Raw genomic sequence first — 16818 nt, forward strand, 5'->3', positions numbered from 1 at the left:
GGTTGCTACATGACTGGCATTTTCGTGCACATTCGCAGGCAAACCCCGAAATTCGGCCTGTTCCGTCCCGAACCCGCACGAAAATGCCAACCCCACGACGTGGACTTGCCCGCGCGTCCCGCAGCTATTTACCTCAGACTTCCAAAGTCGTACAATATTTTGTACGACCTATGTGAGGGAACCATGACTGCGCTACCGATCTCGACCGCACGCCAAAACCTGTTCAAGCTAGTTCAGCAGGTGAATGACGACCACGACGTCGTAACCGTCGTGACGAAGTCTGGCGAAAATGCCGTCCTGGTAGCGGAATCCGACTGGAATTCCATCCAGGAGACGCTCTACGTGCTTGCCACCCACGGTGGCGTCGAGCTGCTTGAGTCCGCCCGAGCTGGATACGAGGGCAAGTTCACCGCACACGAACTGATCGATCCCGATGTCTGAGCGAAAGCTGGTATTCACGGCATACGGCTGGAATACCTACGCTTCGTGGCTCAATCGCGATCGGAATGTCCTCAAGGCCGCGAACAAGCTAATAGCCGCGATTCTCGATGACCCTTTTACCGGGGTGGGCAAGCCCGAGCCGTTGAAACACCAGCTGGCTGGGCATTGGTCTCGGCGGATTACCCGAGAACACCGCATCATCTATCGGGTGACCGACACCGAGGTGATTGTCATCGCGGTGGGCGGGCACTACGCGGAGTAGCCCTTCACTCAACCAAGCAAGGCGCGGCTCCCGCAGGCGAACTCGCCGTCAACGGGCGCGTTTCCGGCGACGGCCCCCACAGCCCGTCGACCGCCGCGTACTCCCAACTCGGCCCGCGCGTAACCAACGTGGCGATCGCCTCGATCAGCCGGTCGACGTCGGCCGCTGTCGTCCCCAACCCGATGCTCGCCCGCAAAGCGGCGGACAAGCCGAGGCTCGCCAACAGCGGGTGTGCGCAAAAGCGCCCGTCACGTACGCCGATCGCGTGCTCAGCCGACAAGTACGCGGCCACCTTGCCCGGCGCGAACCCGTCGACGGTGAAACACACGATCCCAACGCAATCCGGGCTGTCGGGGAACAGTCGAACAATCGAAACGCCAGGAACAGCCGCCAACCCATCACGCAACCGGTCGGCGAGGAACCGCTCGTGCGCGACCAACTCGTCGGCATCAAACGAACTCAGCGCGGCACACGCGGCCGCGATCGCCGCCGCGCCCAACACATTTGGCGAGCCAGCTTCGTGTCGCTGCGGTGCCGGAGCCCACGAAACATCCGATACGGAAACCTCACGAACAGCCCCGCCTCCAGCTAAGTACGGCGCGGCCGAGTCCAACCAATCACGCCGTCCGACAAGCACTCCGGCCCCAAACGGCGCGTACAGCTTGTGGCCGGAGAACGCGATGTAGTCAATACTGGTGTCGCGCAAGCTAATCCGACGGTGCGGAGCCAACTGGGCGGCATCGACCAAGATCCGCGCGCCACACAAATGCGCGACGGTGGCCAGGCGCTCAAGCGGCAACACCTCGCCGGTCACATTCGAAGCCCCGGTCACCGCGAGCAACGCAGCGGGTCGCGCGCACAACTCAGCGACAACCCGGCCAATCGTTTCCTCGACCGTGTCCGCAGCCGCGACAACCCGACGACCCTTCGCCGCCCACGGCAGGAAATTCGCGTGATGCTCAATGTCGAGCACCACCGTTTCCCCTGGTACACACCCTGCGAGCAGGTTCAGCGAGTCGGTGGTGTTGCGCGTGAAAACAACAACCTGGTCAGCGTCAGCATCGAGGAAACTAGCCACAGCCCCGCGCGACGCTTCGTAGCATTCGGTCGAGATCCGCGACGCGTACCCAGCCCCGCGATGCACGCTGGCGTAGTAGGGCAGCAGCTCAGCGATCCGGTCGGTGACCTGCGCTAATGCGGGTGCCGAAGCGGCGTAGTCGAAGTTGGCGTAGGTCGCGGTGCCACCTTGCACGAGCGGCACCTGCAGGTCGGCACCGGAAACGGTGGCCAAGGCACAGGTGGGGTCGATAACGGCAGTCATGAGAGGTATCCCGTCGGTTCAGGGACCCAAGCTAAGAAGGGTCCGCGCTTGCCGCGCCCACTGCGGACGCCAGCCTGGTCGTCACCCGGAGCACCCCACCGCGGAGGAGGGTTGCCGACCAGCTAGCCGGGGCTTATCGCTGGTACTCGTGACCTGTTTCGAGAGTGACAGATGCCCCCAAACTCTGTCAACCGCGACTTTCCGAGCAGTTGCCCCAAGATTGCCAACAGGCGCAACACGCCACAGTCGCAACCCTCAATGATTGAGTTCCCCCACTATCTGTTAGAGTCAGCCAAATGTCATCGAGCTTGAGCGGCCCGCAGCGCTACCCCGTGTACGCGCTCGCTCGCCTCACCAAGGCGCTGCATGCCGAAATCGGCGTGCCATTGCGCGACCACTGGGTGCTTACCTTCGTCGCCGATAACCCCGACCTCTCGCAAAAGAAGGTCGGCGAAACCCTCGGCATCGACCGCAGTGAGGTCGTCCGGGTGGTCGACGCGCTCGAAACCGCTGGTCTGGTGGAACGCACCCGCGACGGCAAAGATCGCCGCAAGTACCGCCTCACCATCACCGACGCCGGCCGCAAACAATGCAAACGCGTCGACAAGGTGATCGCCGAAGCCACCGATCGCGTCTTGGGCGACCTCGCCAAAGACGAGCGAGCCACGCTCAGTCGGCTCGTCACCAAAGCACTCCAAGGCGTCACCGAATCGCCGATCTGACCGGCCGAAACGGATACCACGCAACAGCAAGCGCGCCGAGTACCGTTGGCATTTGATGCTTCCGCACCGTTTGCCCTTCGGTAACCCGACTGTGAAAGAACTAAACGACACCGATGGGGGTCACCCGATGAGAGGTGGACGCAGCGCAATGCTCGAGCCACACCTGCCCGACTTGACCGGCAGCAATCCGCTGCTGCGCGCCGCGATGGCCGCGCCGGAACGCACGCTGGTCGACATCGTCACCGCAACCGCGATGGCCTTCCCCGACGCGCCCGCGATCGACGACGGCGAAACAGTCCTGACTTACCTTGAGCTCATCGCCGCCGTCGAGGCGCGCATGGCCGAGCTCGCTGACGCGGGCGTTCGCCCAGGTGATCGCGTTGGTGTGCGGATGCCGTCGGGTTCGGCCGCGCTCTACATCACGATTCTCGCTGTGCTCTATTCCGGCGCGGCGTATGTCCCCGTTGACGCCGACGACCCCGAGGAACGCGCCCGCCTGGTTTTCGGCGAAGCGCGCGTTTCGGCGATCGCGACCGGCGACGGAATCGAGTCGGCGACAACGGTTCCCGGCGAGCCGCATCACTGGAACACCCTCCCCTCCCCCGACGACGACGCGTGGATCATCTTCACCTCCGGCTCGACCGGCACCCCGAAAGGCGTCGCGGTCACGCACCACAACGCCGCCGCGTTCGTCGACGCCGAAACGCGACTCTTCTGCACCGACAAGCGAATTGGCCCCGGCGACCGCGTATTAGCCGGGCTCTCAGTAGCTTTCGACGCGTCATGCGAAGAGATGTGGCTCGCGTGGCGCAATGGCGCGTGCCTGGTCCCCGCCCCACGCGACCTCGTCCGCACCGGTGCCGACCTCGGCCCGTGGCTAATGCGACGCGGCATCAGTGTCGTTTCGACCGTCCCCACTCTCGCCGCGACATGGCCCGCTGAAGCCTTAGAGTCCGTGCGCCTCTTGATCTTTGGCGGCGAAGCAGTGCCACCAGAGCTGGCCGAACGCCTCACTGACGGCGAGCGCGAAGTCTGGAACACCTATGGCCCAACCGAAGCGACCGTCGTCGCATGCGCCGCCCAGCTCGACGGTAAGGGCCCCGTCCGCATCGGGCTACCGCTCGACGGCTGGGACCTGACTGTCGTTGACCCGCAAGGCAATCCGGTCCCCGAAGGCGAGACGGGCGAACTAGTGATCGGCGGCGTCGGCCTCGCTCGCTACCTTGACGCCGCGAAAGACGCCGAAAAGTACGCACCGCTTCCGTCGCTCGGGTGGGAACGCGCTTACCGCAGTGGCGATTTGGTGCGCAACGACAGCGAAGGCCTGATCTTCCTCGGTCGCGCTGACGACCAGATCAAGATCGGCGGCCGACGGATCGAGCTCGGCGAAATCGACAACGCCCTGCAAAACCTTCCCGGCATCACCGGCGCGGCTGCCGCTATCCGAACAACCAAGGCGGGCAACAAGATTCTTGTCGGTTACCTCACCGGCGCGGCCTCCGACTTCGACGTGAAGGCTGCCCGCGCGATCCTCGCCGAGCAACTGCCCGCTCCGCTCGTCCCGCGACTCGCCGTCGTCGCCGACCTGCCGACCCGCACGTCAGGCAAGGTCGACCGCAACGCCCTGCCGTGGCCGCTGCCCAAAACCGAAGCCGACACCTCGCTGACCGGCACGGCCGCCTGGGTCGCGCACCAGTGGGACGCGATCCTCGGCGCCGAAGTCACCAGCCCCGACGCCGATTTCTTCGATCTGGGCGGCGGTTCCCTTTCGGCGGCGCAGCTCGTCGGCGCGTTGCGCGAGCGATTCCCGCACGTCACCGTCGCGCAGCTGTACGAGCACCCGCGCCTTGGCGCGCTCGTCAGTTTCCTCGACGGCAGCGCGCCGGTCGCCGTTGCTGACGTGCGCGAGGTCGTCCCGACGCCGCGTCGCGCTCAACTCGTTCAGGTGCTCGCGACGATCCCGCTCACCACCCTTACCGGCCTGCAATGGGTCACGTGGCTCGCCGTGGTTTCGGGCATCGCGGGCTGGTCGGGTTCGCTGCCGTGGCTGCCGCGCCTGTCGTGGTGGTGGATTTTGGTCGCGTTCATTCTGTTCATCTCGCCGATCGGTCGCATGAGTATTTGCGTCGCGGGCGCGCGTCTGTTGCTCGCCGGGCTCAAGCCCGGCACGTACCCGCGCGGGTCAGCGGTGCATCTGCGACTGTGGGCAGCCGTGCGGCTTTCCGAAGCCAGCGGCGCGGAAAGTCTTTCTGGCGCACCGCTGATGGTCCCGTTTGCGCGTGCGTTGGGCGCGCGCATCGGCAAGGGTGTCGACCTGCATTCGCTGCCCCCGGTCACCGGCATGCTCGACCTGGGCGACGGCGCGAGCGTGGAACCCGAGGTCGACCTGTCGGGCTACTGGGTCGACGGCGACCTCGTCCACATCGGCGGCATCAGCATCGGCGAAGGCGCGGTGATCGGCGCGCGGTCAACCCTGTTGCCCGGCACCAAGATTGGTAAGCGCGCGGAGATCGCGGCAGGCTCGGCGGTGGCCGGCAAGGTCAAGGCTGAGCAGGAATGGGGCGGCTCGCCCGCGGTCAAGACGGGCAAAGCGCCACGTCGCTGGCCGTCGCATGAGCCCGAACGCGCGCGGCACTGGCTTGTTGTTTTCGCGCTGTCGTCGATGCTGCTCGCCGCGATGCCGGTGTTCGGTCTCGCCGTCGGCGGCACGTTCATCGCGTGGTGGATTCGCGAAGAGACGAGCATCGGTCAGGCAGCGTTGCGTGCGTTCGCGATCCTGCCGGTCGCGACGCTACTTTCGCTCGGCGTCTACGCCATCGCGACCGTGATCGCAGTTCGACTCCTCAGCATCGGCCTGCGCGAGGGCTACCACCCGGTCCGCAGCCGCACGGGCTGGCAGGTGTGGGCCACCGAACGCCTGCTCGACTCCGCGCGCACCTTCCTGTTCCCCCTGTACGCGAGCCTGCTCACGCCCGTCTGGCTGCGACTGCTTGGCGCGCGGATCGGCAAGAACGTCGAAGCGTCGACCGTGCTGCTCCTTCCGAAATTCACCGTTGTCGCCGACGGCGCCTTCCTCGCCGACGACACCATGATCGGCAGTTACGAACTTGGCGGCGGCTGGCTGCGCATCGGTGAGGCAAAGGTCGGCAAACGCGCGTTCCTCGGCAACTCAGGCATGACCGCGCCGGGGCGTCGAGTGCCGAAAAATGGCTTGGTAGCGGTCCTTTCGGCTGCGCCTAGCAAGGCGAAGGCGGGGTCGTCGTGGCTGGGTAGCCCGCCGGTGCGGTTGCGTCGCGCTGCCGAATCTTCCGATACCTCAAGGACTTTCAATCCGCCGCTGAAGTTGAAGTTGGCGCGTGCGATCGTCGAAACGTGCCGGCTGATCCCGGTGATGGTCACGTTCGCGATCGGGCTTGGTGTTTTGTTCGCGCTCGCGTTTGTGGCGGAACAGACGAATTACCTTGTCGCCGCGCTGGTTTCGGGTCTCGTATTGATGGTCGCCGGTGCCGTCGCAGGCGCGATCGCCGTTGCCGCGAAGTGGGCGCTTGTCGGTCGTATTCGCGCTGTTGAACACCCGCTGTGGAGTTCGTTCGTGTGGCGCAACGAGGTGTCGGACGCCTTCGTCGAGACCGTTGCCGCGCCGTGGTTCGCCCGTGCCGCAACTGGTACGCCCGTCATGAATCTGTGGCTTCGCGGACTCGGTGCCAAGATCGGCCGCGGGGTATGGTGCGAGTCCTATTGGCTTCCGGAGGCAGACCTGGTGACACTCGGTGACGGCGCGACGGTCGAACGTGGCTGCGTTGTGCAAACGCATCTTTTCCACGATCGCATCATGGCGATGGACACGGTGACTCTCGGCGCTGGCGCGACCCTCGGGCCGCATTGCGTCGCCCTTCCCGCCGCCCAAATCGGCGCGGGCGCGACCATCGGACCGGCTTCGCTCGTGATGCGTGGCGACGTCGTTCCGCCGTGGACGCGCTGGTGGGGCAACCCGATCGCGCCGTGGACCTCGGCGACCGACCCCGTCGCAACCCATGAGTCGAGGCAGTCCGGGGTCGCCTGATGCCACAGACCGTCAACACGACCCCGATCGACCCGTACCTGCCGCAAAACGGCAATCGGGGCTATCGCGTCTCGCGCTATGAACTCGACATCACCTACCGGCCAGCGAGCAACCGGCTTTCCGGTCGCGCAGTGATCATCGCCGTCACAACGGGCGTCCAGCCGCGCTACAGCCTCGACCTTTCTCCTTCGCTTTCGGTGTCGAAGGTGCTGGTCAACGGGTCAAAGGCAGCGAAGTTCACCCATTCGAACGGCAAGCTCACCGTCACGCCGCAGCACAAGATTCCGGCGGGTGGCGTCCTTGAGATCACCGTCGTTTACGCCGGAACGCCGCGACCGGTGCGTGGGCCGTGGGGTGAGGTCGGCTGGGAAGAACTCACCGAGGGCGCGCTTGTCGCGAGTCAGCCGAACGGTGCCGCGTCGTGGTTCCCGTGCGACGATCACCCGAGTTCCAAAGCGACATACCGCATTTCGATCACCACTGATACCCCGTTCTTCGCGCTCGCCAACGGCAAGCTGCTGCGCAAGCAGGCGAAGGCGAGCCAGACGACGTGGGAATACGAGATGTCGGCGCCGATGGCCGCCTACTTGGCGACCGTCCAGATCGGCAACTACCGCAAGTATCGCGTCGGCACCGTTGGCGAGCCCGTGCCGATGGACGCGGTGCTCCCGCCCCGGTTGCGCGCCGAGTTCGAGCACGACTTCGCCCGACAGCCCGAAATGATGGCGCTGTTCACCGAGAAGTTCGGGCCGTACCCGTTCGACAGCTACACCGTCGTCGTCACCGATGACGAGCTCGACATCCCGATCGAAGCCCAGGGCATTTCGATTTTCGGCGCGAACCACTGCGACGGGCGTCGCGGTTCCGAACGCCTGGTCGCGCACGAACTCGCGCATCAGTGGTTCGGCAACAGCCTCACCCTCGGCCAGTGGCGTGACATCTGGCTGCACGAAGGCTTCGCCTGTTATGCGGAATGGTTGTGGTCGGAAGCGTCAGGCGGCCCGACCGCCGACCAGCTCGCGCGGGCAGCGCGCACGAATTTGGCGCGGCAGCCGCAAGACATCATCGTCGGCGATCCGGGTCCGCAAGACATGTTCGACGATCGCGTCTACAAGCGCGGCGCGCTCACCCTGCACGCGTTGCGTCTTGAACTGCGCGACAAGATGTTTTTCGACCTTGTTCGCGAGTGGACAAGCCGGTACCGGCATGGTTCGGTGACCACCGAGGACTTCGTCGATTTGGCTGGTCACTACACGTTCACGCCGTTGCGCGGGTTGTTCGCCGCCTGGTTGGGCACCAAGCCGCTGCCGCAGTTACCGCCGGTTGGTGGCGGTTAGACGGGCGTGATCCACGTCCCCCACGGGGTGTTGCGCAGGACCGTGTAGACGGTGAGCAGCGCGAAGAACCCCCACACGACCGCAGGATGCAAGCGGGGTAATCGCCACTTCTGCCCGTGTCGCGCGCGCAAGAACCAGTCGGTGACCCACACCGCGAACGCGACGGTGAGCGGGATGGCGAGGATATTGCTGTGCAGCGAGTCGATGAGATGACCGTTGGTCAGATTGTGCATCGCGCGCATGCCGCCGCACCCGGGGCAATACAGCCCGAACAGGCCATATACCGGGCAGATGCCGTACGAACCTTCGACGTGTGGGTCGCGCACGTGCAGCAAAACGAGTGCGCCAACGCCGAGACCCGCGGCGATCGTCGGGCCGCTAAAGCGTCGCCACGCGGGCAACGGCTCGGCTGGCCGCAGGTCGGCAGAGGTATCCACGTTCACTACGTTAGCGCCGCTGGTTCGCGTTAGCTAGCGGCCAAATCGATATCTGGCAAGCGGTAATCATCTGTGCGAGAGAGACGATTTCACTAGATGAGCGGCCCGGGTGATGTGGACAACAACAACTGGGACACTGTGACTCGCTAACACTAGCTAGCGCGGAGTTCGCGCGGTACCGTGGCCTACGACACAAAGGAGTGCCGTGATGTTTGCCTTGTCCCACGCGACCCGTAACCAGCTGCGTAATCGCACTTTCGCGACCGCCAAGCTGAACACGCCGTCGCAGCCTGCCGCAGCGAAAACCGTACGCACCGACGACGGTGCCGATCTCCGAGTTCACGTTTACGGCAAGGAATCGGCCCCCACGCTGGTCCTCATCCACGGGTGGGCATGCAGCATCGAATACTGGCACCCGCAGATCCGCGAGTTCGCCGACGACTACCGCGTCGTCGCCTACGACCAGCGCGGCCACGGCGAATCGACCCTCGGCAGCACCGCCCCGAGCGAGCACACTCTTGCCAGCGACCTCGTCGCCGTCCTCGACGCAACGCTGCAACCTGGCGAAAAAGCCGTGATCGCGGGCCACAGCATGGGCGGCCTGACCATCCAGGCATGGGCCAAGCACTACCCGGCCCAGGTCGGTGAGCGTGCGTCGGCCGTGTTGCTCGCCAACACCGCCAACGCCGACATCCGCTGGGAAACCGACCTCGCGCCGGTGCTGAACAAGCAGCTCACCATCGGTAAGTACGCGGTGACCGTCGGTGGCGTTCCGGTGCGGATGCCGCAACCGGTCAGCGAGTCGCTGCTGTTCGCGCCGCTGCCCATCCCCGCGGGCTGGCTCACCGAGCAGATCATGCGCTACCGCGTGCTCACCCCCGACGCCACCGACGACGAGGTCAACTTCGCGATCGGCATCATCCGCTCTTGTCGCCCGCTGGCCCGTGGCCGTCACGCCGCCGCGATGGCCGACATGGACCTCAGCGAAGGCACCGCCAACCTGAACGTGCCAACCACGGTGATCGCGAGCGCGGGCGATCGCCTGCTCCCCCAACGCCTTTCGCGCCCTTTGGTAGATACGCTGCGCCGCACCGGCAACTTGGCCGACTTCCACATCCTGCCCCACGGCCACCTGAGCAACGTCGAAGATACGACCGCGTTCAACTCAGTACTGCGCCATATCGCTCACACCGCAACAGTCTCTCGGGCCACCCGCCGCAACGTCGCCGCACTCTGACCCGAGTCGGATCTCCCGGACGGTCAACGGCGACCGATCCGGGAGGGTCTTGAATCTCTACAACTTCGCCGGATCGCTGTCGGCAAGGCGCACCCGGTCGAGCACGGCGTCAAGGGCGTCGGTAAGCCGCTTACGTTCGGCCGATGCGACCGTAAGCCCGCTTTGCTCGATCGCGCGCGTCATCACCTCGTAGGTGAGCGTGCCCCGTCGAGTTGGGTAGACGAGTACGCGCCGTCGGTCTTCGTCGTCGACTTTGCGCAGGACCAGATTGTCGTTGATCATCGCGTCGACCAGCCGCGTGAGCGTGGCGCCCGTGAGCAGCGTCGAGTCCCCAAGCTGCGACATTGAGCGGCCAACTCCGTCGGAGAGGGCCGCGAGCACGTGGAATCGCGCGATTGACGCTTCCCCAACCGATCGCGCGAGGGATCGATCTAGCTCCTGCGATACCTGCCGCAGTGATCGCGCCAACTCAGCGAGCGCGGCTGGTCCGGTACTACTATCGTCCACAACGCCAACTATATACAAAGCCGTATGGGGCATATTCGAATGAAAATATCGGTGGTGACTTATGACTGCGCACCCGCCCCGCGACACGGTCGACCTAGCGTTGGTAATCCCGTTGAGTGGTCCAGCTGGCATGTTCGGGCCTTCGTCGGAAGCGTGCGCGACCCTCGCGGTCGAAGACATCAATAGCGCGGGCGGGATTCTTGACCGACCAGTGCGGTTGCACCTCGTCGATGCTGGTGCGCCATTACCGCAACTCGCGGGGCAAGTGGATCAACTTGTCAGTGAGTCGCGCGTCGATGGCGTTGTCGGCTGGCATCTTTCGAACGCGCGTAAGGCAATTACGCCGCAGACCGCAGGTCGGGTGCCCTACGTCTACACCACCTTTTACGAGGGCGGCGAGGACTCCGACGGGGTTTACATGGTTGGCGAAACACCCGAACAGCAACTGTTTCCCGCGCTGCGGTGGCTACGCGAGGAACTCGGCGTTAGTCGGTGGGCGATCGTCGGCAACGACTACGTGTGGCCGCGCGAAACCGCAAGGGCTACCCGCGAATTCGCCGCTAGCGCGAATATTTCCATTGTGGGTGAAACCTATATTCCCCTGGGCGGACGTCGTTTTGGCCAAGCACTAGAGCTCATCCGTAACTCGACCGCGCAGGGCGTGCTGCTGTTCATGGTTGGTGCCGACTGCGCCGCGTTCAATCAGGCATTCGCCCGCGCCGGGCTCGACAGCGACCGTTTGCGACTGTCGATGATGATCGGTGAAGATGTCCTTTACGCGGGCGGGGCACGGTCCACCCGCGGATTACTCACCGCGTCCGGCTACTTCGAAGGCGTAGTTTCGCCTGCCGCAATGGATTTCGGTAGTCGATACACCAAGCGGTTCGGCACAAGCGCGCCAGCACTCAACAACATCGGCGAGTCCTGTTACGAGGGCGTACTGCTGTTCGCGGCGCTTGCCGAGTCGGCCCGCAGCCTCGATCTGCGCGCGATCGAGCGCAATGCCGGACGCGTGAGTTATCGCGGTCCGCGCGGCGAGGTCACCGTTCGTGGTGCCCACACCACCCAACCGGTATACCTAGCCGACGCCGACGCTCTGCAATTCAGCGTGCTCACTGAACTGACTTCCTAGCTGTCCCGACCAGTCCCCACTTCCGGTCGGGACCGCAACCTCAGCTCACCGCAGCACGCGAACTCGGCAGACCAAGCTCGACCGCACCGACGGTGTTGGCGTAGGACGGCGACTGGCACTGCTCGTGGCAACCCTTAGTCAACGTGCAGGTCAGCGACGAGATCGGCCCACCGTGGAACGGGCAGTCGTGCACCATGTCGGGCAGTTCGTAGCGCTTGCCGTCGACCACGTCGAGCAGGGTTTGCCCTGCCCACAGCGGCTCCTTCTCGATTTCCTCACGCAGCGGGTTCGGTCGCGCGAGGTAGTACTTGCCCTTCGTCGCGATCGCGATTATCGGCGCGAGGACCATCGCCACCGCGAGCGCAAGATACGGCGACCACGCCGCGAGCAGCGGTCCAAACGCGCCGAAGTACGCGGTGATCGACAGTGCGGAACCAACGAGCATCGAACCGAAACCAACGGGGTTGATCGGGTAGAGGTAGGCCCGTTTGAACTCGATGTAGGACGGGCTGATCTTGAGAATGCCCTTGTTAATCACCATGTCGGCAACGATCGCGCCGATCCACGCGATGGCGACGTTGGAGTAGAAGCCGAGGATCGTGTTGAGCACGGTGAACATGTTGGCGAGCATCAGCGAGGTCGCGATCACGATGTGCAGGCCAAGCCACACCACGCGGCCCGGGTGCAGGTGCAGCACGCGCGAGAAGAAGTTCGACCACGAAAGCGAACCCGAGTACGCGTTGGTCACGTTGATCTTGACCTGGGAAAGCAGCACCATGATCGTCGCGATGGTCAGCGCGACCGCGTGGTTGTGAATCACCGAACCGTACGCGCCGAGGAACTGCTCGATCGGCTCAGTCGCCTTGGTGAAGCCGACCTGACCGGCCACGTAGAACGCAAGGAATGCGCCGCACAGTTGCTTGGCCGCACCAAGAATGACCCACCCTGGGCCGGCCGCGAGGATCGCCGCCCACCAACGCAAGCGCGGGGTTTCGGACTTCTCCGGCATGAAGCGCAGGTAATCGACCTGCTCACCGATCTGCGCGATCAGCGAAAGGGCAACGCCCGCACCGGCACCCACGGCGATCGCGGTCACGCGGGCGCTGCCACCGTCACCTGCCCACGAGAGGAAGCCGTCGAAGCCGGTCGGGTCGGCCGATGCGATCATCACGAGCGGCGCGGCGAACAGGATCAGCCACAACGGCTGCGTCCACACTTGGAACTTGGCTAGCGCGGCCATGCCATAGAGCACGAGCGGAATGATGACGATCGAGCCGACCAAATAACCAAGCCAGAGCGGCATCCCGAACGCGAGCAGCATCGCTTGGGCCATGATCGCGCCCTCTAGCGCGAAGAAAATGAAACAGAAGCTCGCGTAGATGAGGCTCGTGAGGGTTGAGCCGAAGTAGCCGAAGCCCGCGCCGCGGGTCAGCAGGTCCATGTCGAGGTTGTACTTGGCCGCGTAGTACGAGATCGGGATGCCGGTCAGGAAGATGGTGACGGCCGCGACCAGGATCGCGACGACCGCACTCGATGCCCCATGCGTCACCGCGATTGACGCGCCGATCGAGTAGTCGGCCAGGTAGGCGATGCCGCCAAGCGCGGTCACCGAGCACGCCATTGGCGTCCAGCGCCGGAAAGACTTGGGGGCGTAGCGAAGTGAGTAGTCCTCGATGTTGTCCTTGGCGGCCCACGCTTGGAAGCGCGACCACCTACTCCCTGTGGAGCCCTGCACAGTGCTCATCGGTTGTTCTCCTAGCTTTTCGCAGCTGTCTCGCATCGGCGGCAATGGCCGTGCATGGCAGACGCTATGGCAATCATTTTCAAGCGGCGATAATTCAAATGAAACTTAATCAGCGGGATACGATCGCCCGATACGGCAATATGAACGTCACACGGCGGAAAGAGCGGCGAAATCGGCTGCCGTTTTGCTCGTGGTCAGACGGAATATGTTCAACTGAAAGCAATTGGTGCCCATGCCTCTCTACCGATTCAGCTGCGTCGACTGCGGTGGCTTCGACCAGAGCTTCTCGATGAGCACGGTCCCCGCCGCAGTGGAATGCCCCGCGTGCGAAGCACCGAGTAGGCGCGGATTCGCCGTCGCCGGACTGCTCAACACCGGTTCGCAAGCAGCTCGCCTGATCGAAGCGACAACGCGCACCGCGAGCGAACCCGCCGTCGTCGGCGCACCAATCGGGCGAGGTGGCGCACCCGTCACGCGAAACCCGTTGCACCGCAAGCTTCCCCGCCCCTGACCACGAAGGAATCGCGACGATGCCAGAACTGCTCTTCCCCCTCGACTCGACGAAGAAATTCACCGAGCAAACCCATGTCGGCCACAATCGCTGGCACCCCGACATCCCCGCCCCGGTCACCGTGCGGCCTGGCGACGAATTCCGCGTCCACGTGCGCGAGTGGTTCGACGGCGCGATCGTGAACGACGACTCAGCCGAAGACGTCCTCAACGCCCCGCTCAGCACCGTGCACTGTCTGTCGGGCCCCTTCGCCGTTGCAGGCGCGCAACCCGGCGACCTGCTGATCGTCGACATCCTCGACATCGGTCCGATCCCGCAGGAAGACTCGGGCCCGCTCGCAGGCCAGGGCTGGGGTTACACCGGCATCTTCGCCACCGACAACGGCGGCGGCTTCCTCACCGAGCACTTCCCTGACGCGTACAAGGCCATCTGGGATTTCTCCGGCCACACCACCACGTCGCGCCATATCCCCGGTGTGAAGTTCACCGGCATCATGCACCCTGGCTTGATGGGCACCGCCCCGTCTGCCGCGCTGCTGTCGAAGTGGAACGCTCGTGAAGGCGCGCTCATCGCGACCGATCCGCACCGCGTCCCCCCGCTTGCGCTTCCCCCTGAACCGACCGATGCGATCCTCGGTTCGCTCACCGGTGCCGCGTTCGACAAGGCAGCAGCCGAGGCCGCCCGCACCGCCCCACCACGCGAAAACGGCGGCAACCAGGACATTAAGAACCTCACGCGAGGAAGTCGCGTCTTCTACCCGGTTTTCGTTGACGGTGCCAAACTGTCGGTCGGCGACCTGCACTTCTCCCAGGGCGACGGCGAGATCACCTTCTGCGGCGCCATCGAGATGGGCGGCTTCATCGACCTGCGCGTTGACCTGATCAAGAACGGCATGGAACTCTACGGCGTCTCCGAAAACGCGATCTTCATGCCAGGCAACGAGGGCCCGAATTACACGGAGTACCTTGCCTTTTCGGGCACGTCGGTCACGTTGTCGGGCGAGCAGCGCTACCTGGATTCACAGCTGTCATTCGAACGCGCGTGCTTGCACGCCATCGACTACCTGACGAAGTTCGGCTACAGCCCGGAACAGGCGTACCTGCTGCTTGGCGCGGCCCCAATAGAAGGCCGCTTCTCGGGTGTTGTCGACATCCCGAACTCGTGCGCGACGGTGTACTTACCGACGGCGATTTTCGACTTCCCGATAGTGCCGACGGGCGCGGGCCCCGTCCAAATCGACCCGGGCCCGGGCGCCCCACGCGCTAGCCGTTAGGTCGTTAAGCCCGTCACCTGGCATCCCAGGTGACGGGCTTTTCTGAGCCGCCTGCGAGAATCGAACTCGCGACCTTTTCATTACGAGTGAAGCGCTCTACCGACTGAGCTAAGGCGGCGTGCCTTTTCAGGCGACGCGAGTCTATCGCGTGTATGGGGGATTTGTGAAAACGGGTGGTCAGAGGGTGCGGGCGGCGATCATTTCGGCGACCATCGCGGCCACCGCGAAGCGGGGTTTGACGTTGCGATCGAGGGCGTCGCGGCACGCGAGGACGGCATCGATGCTGCGGAGTAGGCCCTCGGGGCGCACCTCCTTGGCCAGCGTTGCGATCTCGGTCGCCATGTCGGGGTGCGTCAAGGCGACTTGCCTACCTGCGAAGCGGACGGCGAGCGCGTCGCGGTACATCCCGGCAACGTCGATGAGGGCACGGTCGAGCGAGTCGCGGCCGGTGCGTGTCGCGCGGGACTTTTGGCGCTTTTCCAAGTCCTTCAACACGCCAGCCGAACCGCGCGTCGCCGACGCGGCGCCCTTGCCCGTGCCGCCCGCGCCGAGGGCGGTGGCCAGCTCGTCGCGTTCGCGGTCGTCGCGTTCGGCGCTCATCGACTTGGCTTCGTCGTCGGCCGACTTCACCAACTCGTCAGCGGCGGCGTACGCAGCGCCGGGATTGGCGGTCGCCGCGACAAGCGCGAGTGCCCGCTTTCGGCGCGTGCGCGCGTCCTCGTCGGTGGCCAACCGCCGCGCCCGACCCACGTGGCCGCCACTGATCGACGCCGCCCAGTCGGCGGTTTTTGCGTCGAGATGATCGTGCTCGCGCAACACCTGCGCGATCGCGGGCACCGACGGCGTGACGAGGTGGACGTGGCGACAGCGCGAACGCAGCGTGACGGAGATGTCCTCGGGGTCAACCGACGGCGCGCAGAGCAGAAAAACCGTGCGATCCGGCGGCTCTTCGACGACCTTGAGTAGTACGTTGCCCGCTGCTTCGGTGAGTCGGTCGGCGTCTTCGACAACGACAACCTGCCAACGCCCGGTGCTCGGCCGACGCGAAGCGACCTGGACGATCGCGCGCATTTCCTTGGTGCTGATACTTAGCCCCTCGGGCACAACGCGTCGCACGTCGCCATGCGTACCCGCCAAAGTTGTTGTGCAAGCATGACATTCGCCGCACCCGACAATGTCAGGGTGCGTGCACTGCAATGCTGCGGCAAACGCGAGCGCGGCGGTGGAACGCCCCGATCCGGGCGGCCCGGTGAAGAGCCACGAATGCGTCATCGCCCCGGTGACGTCGCCCGCGCGCGCCGCGGTGGCGGCAGCGGTGAGCTCGGTCTCGACCACTTCCTGGCCGACGAGTTGGTCAAAGACACCTGGCACGGGATACACCCTAGTCGCGGGCACCGACACGGTCGGCGAGCCGCTGATCATCAGGCTCTCGCGACCGCCTGATGGGTGCTCGTCCAGCGCGACAACGGCGAGTCACACCCGGCGTGTGGAAATCCATTGTGCGACTTGACGTTTCGTCATAGGGCTCAGCTATGCTGACCATACCTCCAGCTCAGGGGCAGTGCGGGACCTGGTCGCCGTACTGCGCCGAGAAGGGAGGTGATGGACATGGCGAAACACCGCCGGAGCAAAAGAAATGCCCCGGTCGATTTCGGAATGCTGTTAGGAGCAGCAACCATGATCGCCGGGGCGTTGTTCCTGGTCAGCCGAGTTCGACGGGCTAGCTAGGTGTCCATCAGGGTTGGGCGTCGTGTCCGCGGCGTCCAACCCGCTCAGCAAGGCCCATCGTACCGGAAGAACAACCGGCTCGGGAAGGATTTGATACGGAATC

General features: G+C 64.7%; 14 protein-coding genes, 1 tRNA gene and 1 riboswitch. Of the genes, 9 read left to right on the forward strand and 6 right to left on the reverse strand.

The window, feature by feature from the left end:
* The first annotated feature begins 183 nt into the window (after positions 1-183).
* Positions 184-441: a type II toxin-antitoxin system Phd/YefM family antitoxin gene (locus tag IEX78_RS18035; RefSeq protein ID WP_188830132.1), complete on the forward strand. Its 258-nt coding sequence runs from the start codon at positions 184-186 to the stop codon at positions 439-441.
* Positions 434-703 carry a Txe/YoeB family addiction module toxin gene (locus IEX78_RS18040; RefSeq protein WP_188830133.1) on the forward strand — a complete coding sequence of 90 codons (270 nt, stop codon included), beginning with the start codon at positions 434-436 and terminating at the stop codon, positions 701-703. Before IEX78_RS18035 ends, IEX78_RS18040 begins: the two co-directional genes overlap by 8 nt.
* Before the next feature lie 4 nt (positions 704-707).
* Here the strand turns inward: IEX78_RS18040 and IEX78_RS18045 are convergent, their stop codons facing one another.
* Positions 708-2024: an aminotransferase class V-fold PLP-dependent enzyme gene (locus tag IEX78_RS18045; RefSeq protein ID WP_188830134.1), complete on the reverse strand. Its 1317-nt coding sequence runs from the start codon at positions 2022-2024 to the stop codon at positions 708-710.
* Positions 2025-2063: 39 nt separating this feature from the next.
* Positions 2064-2178: riboswitch (SAM riboswitch) on the reverse strand.
* A 142-nt stretch (positions 2179-2320) separates the two neighbouring features.
* Here IEX78_RS18045 and IEX78_RS18050 point away from each other — a divergent pair.
* The 3 genes from IEX78_RS18050 to IEX78_RS18060 all read left to right on the forward strand — a co-directional run bounded on the left by IEX78_RS18050 (position 2321) and on the right by IEX78_RS18060 (position 8146).
* Positions 2321-2746 (forward strand): MarR family winged helix-turn-helix transcriptional regulator, encoded by a 426-nt coding sequence (locus tag IEX78_RS18050; RefSeq protein WP_188830135.1) that lies wholly within the window; start codon positions 2321-2323, stop codon positions 2744-2746.
* 148 nt (positions 2747-2894) lie between these two features.
* Positions 2895-6809: a Pls/PosA family non-ribosomal peptide synthetase gene (locus tag IEX78_RS18055; protein ID WP_188830136.1), complete on the forward strand. Its 3915-nt coding sequence runs from the start codon at positions 2895-2897 to the stop codon at positions 6807-6809.
* Entirely contained in the window at positions 6809-8146 is a 1338-nt protein-coding gene (locus tag IEX78_RS18060) for a M1 family metallopeptidase (protein ID WP_188830137.1), read from the forward strand. Before IEX78_RS18055 ends, IEX78_RS18060 begins: the two co-directional genes overlap by 1 nt.
* Here the strand turns inward: IEX78_RS18060 and IEX78_RS18065 are convergent.
* Complete coding sequence (locus tag IEX78_RS18065) at positions 8143-8547, reverse strand: DUF2752 domain-containing protein (RefSeq protein WP_373291616.1); 405 nt, start codon at positions 8545-8547, stop codon at positions 8143-8145. The two genes, IEX78_RS18060 and IEX78_RS18065, sit on opposite strands and share 4 nt — an antisense overlap.
* A gap of 244 nt (positions 8548-8791) precedes the next feature.
* Between IEX78_RS18065 and IEX78_RS18070 the strand changes: the two genes are divergently transcribed.
* Positions 8792-9820, forward strand: a complete 1029-nt coding sequence (locus IEX78_RS18070) for an alpha/beta fold hydrolase (protein WP_188830139.1) — start codon at positions 8792-8794, stop codon at positions 9818-9820.
* A 57-nt stretch (positions 9821-9877) separates the two neighbouring features.
* Here the strand turns inward: IEX78_RS18070 and IEX78_RS18075 are convergent, their stop codons facing one another.
* Positions 9878-10327: a MarR family winged helix-turn-helix transcriptional regulator gene (locus IEX78_RS18075; protein WP_188830140.1), complete on the reverse strand. Its 450-nt coding sequence runs from the start codon at positions 10325-10327 to the stop codon at positions 9878-9880.
* Positions 10328-10388: 61 nt separating this feature from the next.
* On the opposite strand from IEX78_RS18075, the gene IEX78_RS18080 reads away from it, so the two are divergent.
* Complete coding sequence (locus IEX78_RS18080) at positions 10389-11459, forward strand: substrate-binding domain-containing protein (RefSeq protein ID WP_188830141.1); 1071 nt, start codon at positions 10389-10391, stop codon at positions 11457-11459.
* A 40-nt stretch (positions 11460-11499) separates the two neighbouring features.
* Here IEX78_RS18080 and IEX78_RS18085 read toward each other — a convergent pair whose 3' ends face one another.
* Positions 11500-13203, reverse strand: a complete 1704-nt coding sequence (locus tag IEX78_RS18085; RefSeq protein WP_188830142.1) for a purine-cytosine permease family protein — start codon at positions 13201-13203, stop codon at positions 11500-11502.
* A 232-nt stretch (positions 13204-13435) separates the two neighbouring features.
* Here IEX78_RS18085 and IEX78_RS18090 point away from each other — a divergent pair, with 232 nt between their 5' ends.
* A complete protein-coding gene (locus IEX78_RS18090) occupies positions 13436-13714 on the forward strand; it encodes an FmdB family zinc ribbon protein (protein ID WP_188830143.1) in 279 nt (92 codons plus the stop codon).
* Between the two features lie 19 nt (positions 13715-13733).
* Positions 13734-14987: a formamidase gene (gene fmdA, locus IEX78_RS18095; protein WP_188830144.1), complete on the forward strand. Its 1254-nt coding sequence runs from the start codon at positions 13734-13736 to the stop codon at positions 14985-14987.
* 45 nt (positions 14988-15032) lie between these two features.
* On the opposite strand, the gene IEX78_RS18100 is transcribed toward fmdA, so the two are convergent.
* Together IEX78_RS18100 and IEX78_RS18105 are read right to left on the reverse strand one after the other, a co-directional pair.
* Positions 15033-15105 (reverse strand) — tRNA-Thr (locus tag IEX78_RS18100).
* 59 nt (positions 15106-15164) lie between these two features.
* Entirely contained in the window at positions 15165-16358 is a 1194-nt protein-coding gene (locus tag IEX78_RS18105) for a DNA polymerase III subunit delta' (protein ID WP_188830145.1), read from the reverse strand.
* Positions 16359-16818 lie beyond the last annotated feature (460 nt).

The sequence above is a fragment of the Nocardia camponoti genome (assembly GCF_014646135.1).
In the GTDB taxonomy this organism is placed as follows: Bacteria; Actinomycetota; Actinomycetes; order Mycobacteriales; family Mycobacteriaceae; genus Nocardia; species Nocardia camponoti.

What these genes read in the sequence shown, in the direction of transcription:
- IEX78_RS18060 (WP_188830137.1), top strand. Translation starts at nt 6,809, where the DNA reads ATGCCACAGACCGTCAACACGACCCCGATCGACCCGTACCTGCCGCAA.
- IEX78_RS18085 (WP_188830142.1), bottom strand. Translation starts at nt 13,203, where the DNA reads ATGAGCACTGTGCAGGGCTCCACAGGGAGTAGGTGGTCGCGCTTCCAA.
- IEX78_RS18080 (WP_188830141.1), top strand. Translation starts at nt 10,389, where the DNA reads ATGACTGCGCACCCGCCCCGCGACACGGTCGACCTAGCGTTGGTAATC.
- IEX78_RS18045 (WP_188830134.1), bottom strand. Translation starts at nt 2,024, where the DNA reads ATGACTGCCGTTATCGACCCCACCTGTGCCTTGGCCACCGTTTCCGGT.
- IEX78_RS18040 (WP_188830133.1), top strand. Translation starts at nt 434, where the DNA reads ATGTCTGAGCGAAAGCTGGTATTCACGGCATACGGCTGGAATACCTAC.
- IEX78_RS18035 (WP_188830132.1), top strand. Translation starts at nt 184, where the DNA reads ATGACTGCGCTACCGATCTCGACCGCACGCCAAAACCTGTTCAAGCTA.
- IEX78_RS18050 (WP_188830135.1), top strand. Translation starts at nt 2,321, where the DNA reads ATGTCATCGAGCTTGAGCGGCCCGCAGCGCTACCCCGTGTACGCGCTC.
- IEX78_RS18070 (WP_188830139.1), top strand. Translation starts at nt 8,792, where the DNA reads ATGTTTGCCTTGTCCCACGCGACCCGTAACCAGCTGCGTAATCGCACT.
- IEX78_RS18055 (WP_188830136.1), top strand. Translation starts at nt 2,895, where the DNA reads ATGCTCGAGCCACACCTGCCCGACTTGACCGGCAGCAATCCGCTGCTG.
- IEX78_RS18090 (WP_188830143.1), top strand. Translation starts at nt 13,436, where the DNA reads ATGCCTCTCTACCGATTCAGCTGCGTCGACTGCGGTGGCTTCGACCAG.
- fmdA (WP_188830144.1), top strand. Translation starts at nt 13,734, where the DNA reads ATGCCAGAACTGCTCTTCCCCCTCGACTCGACGAAGAAATTCACCGAG.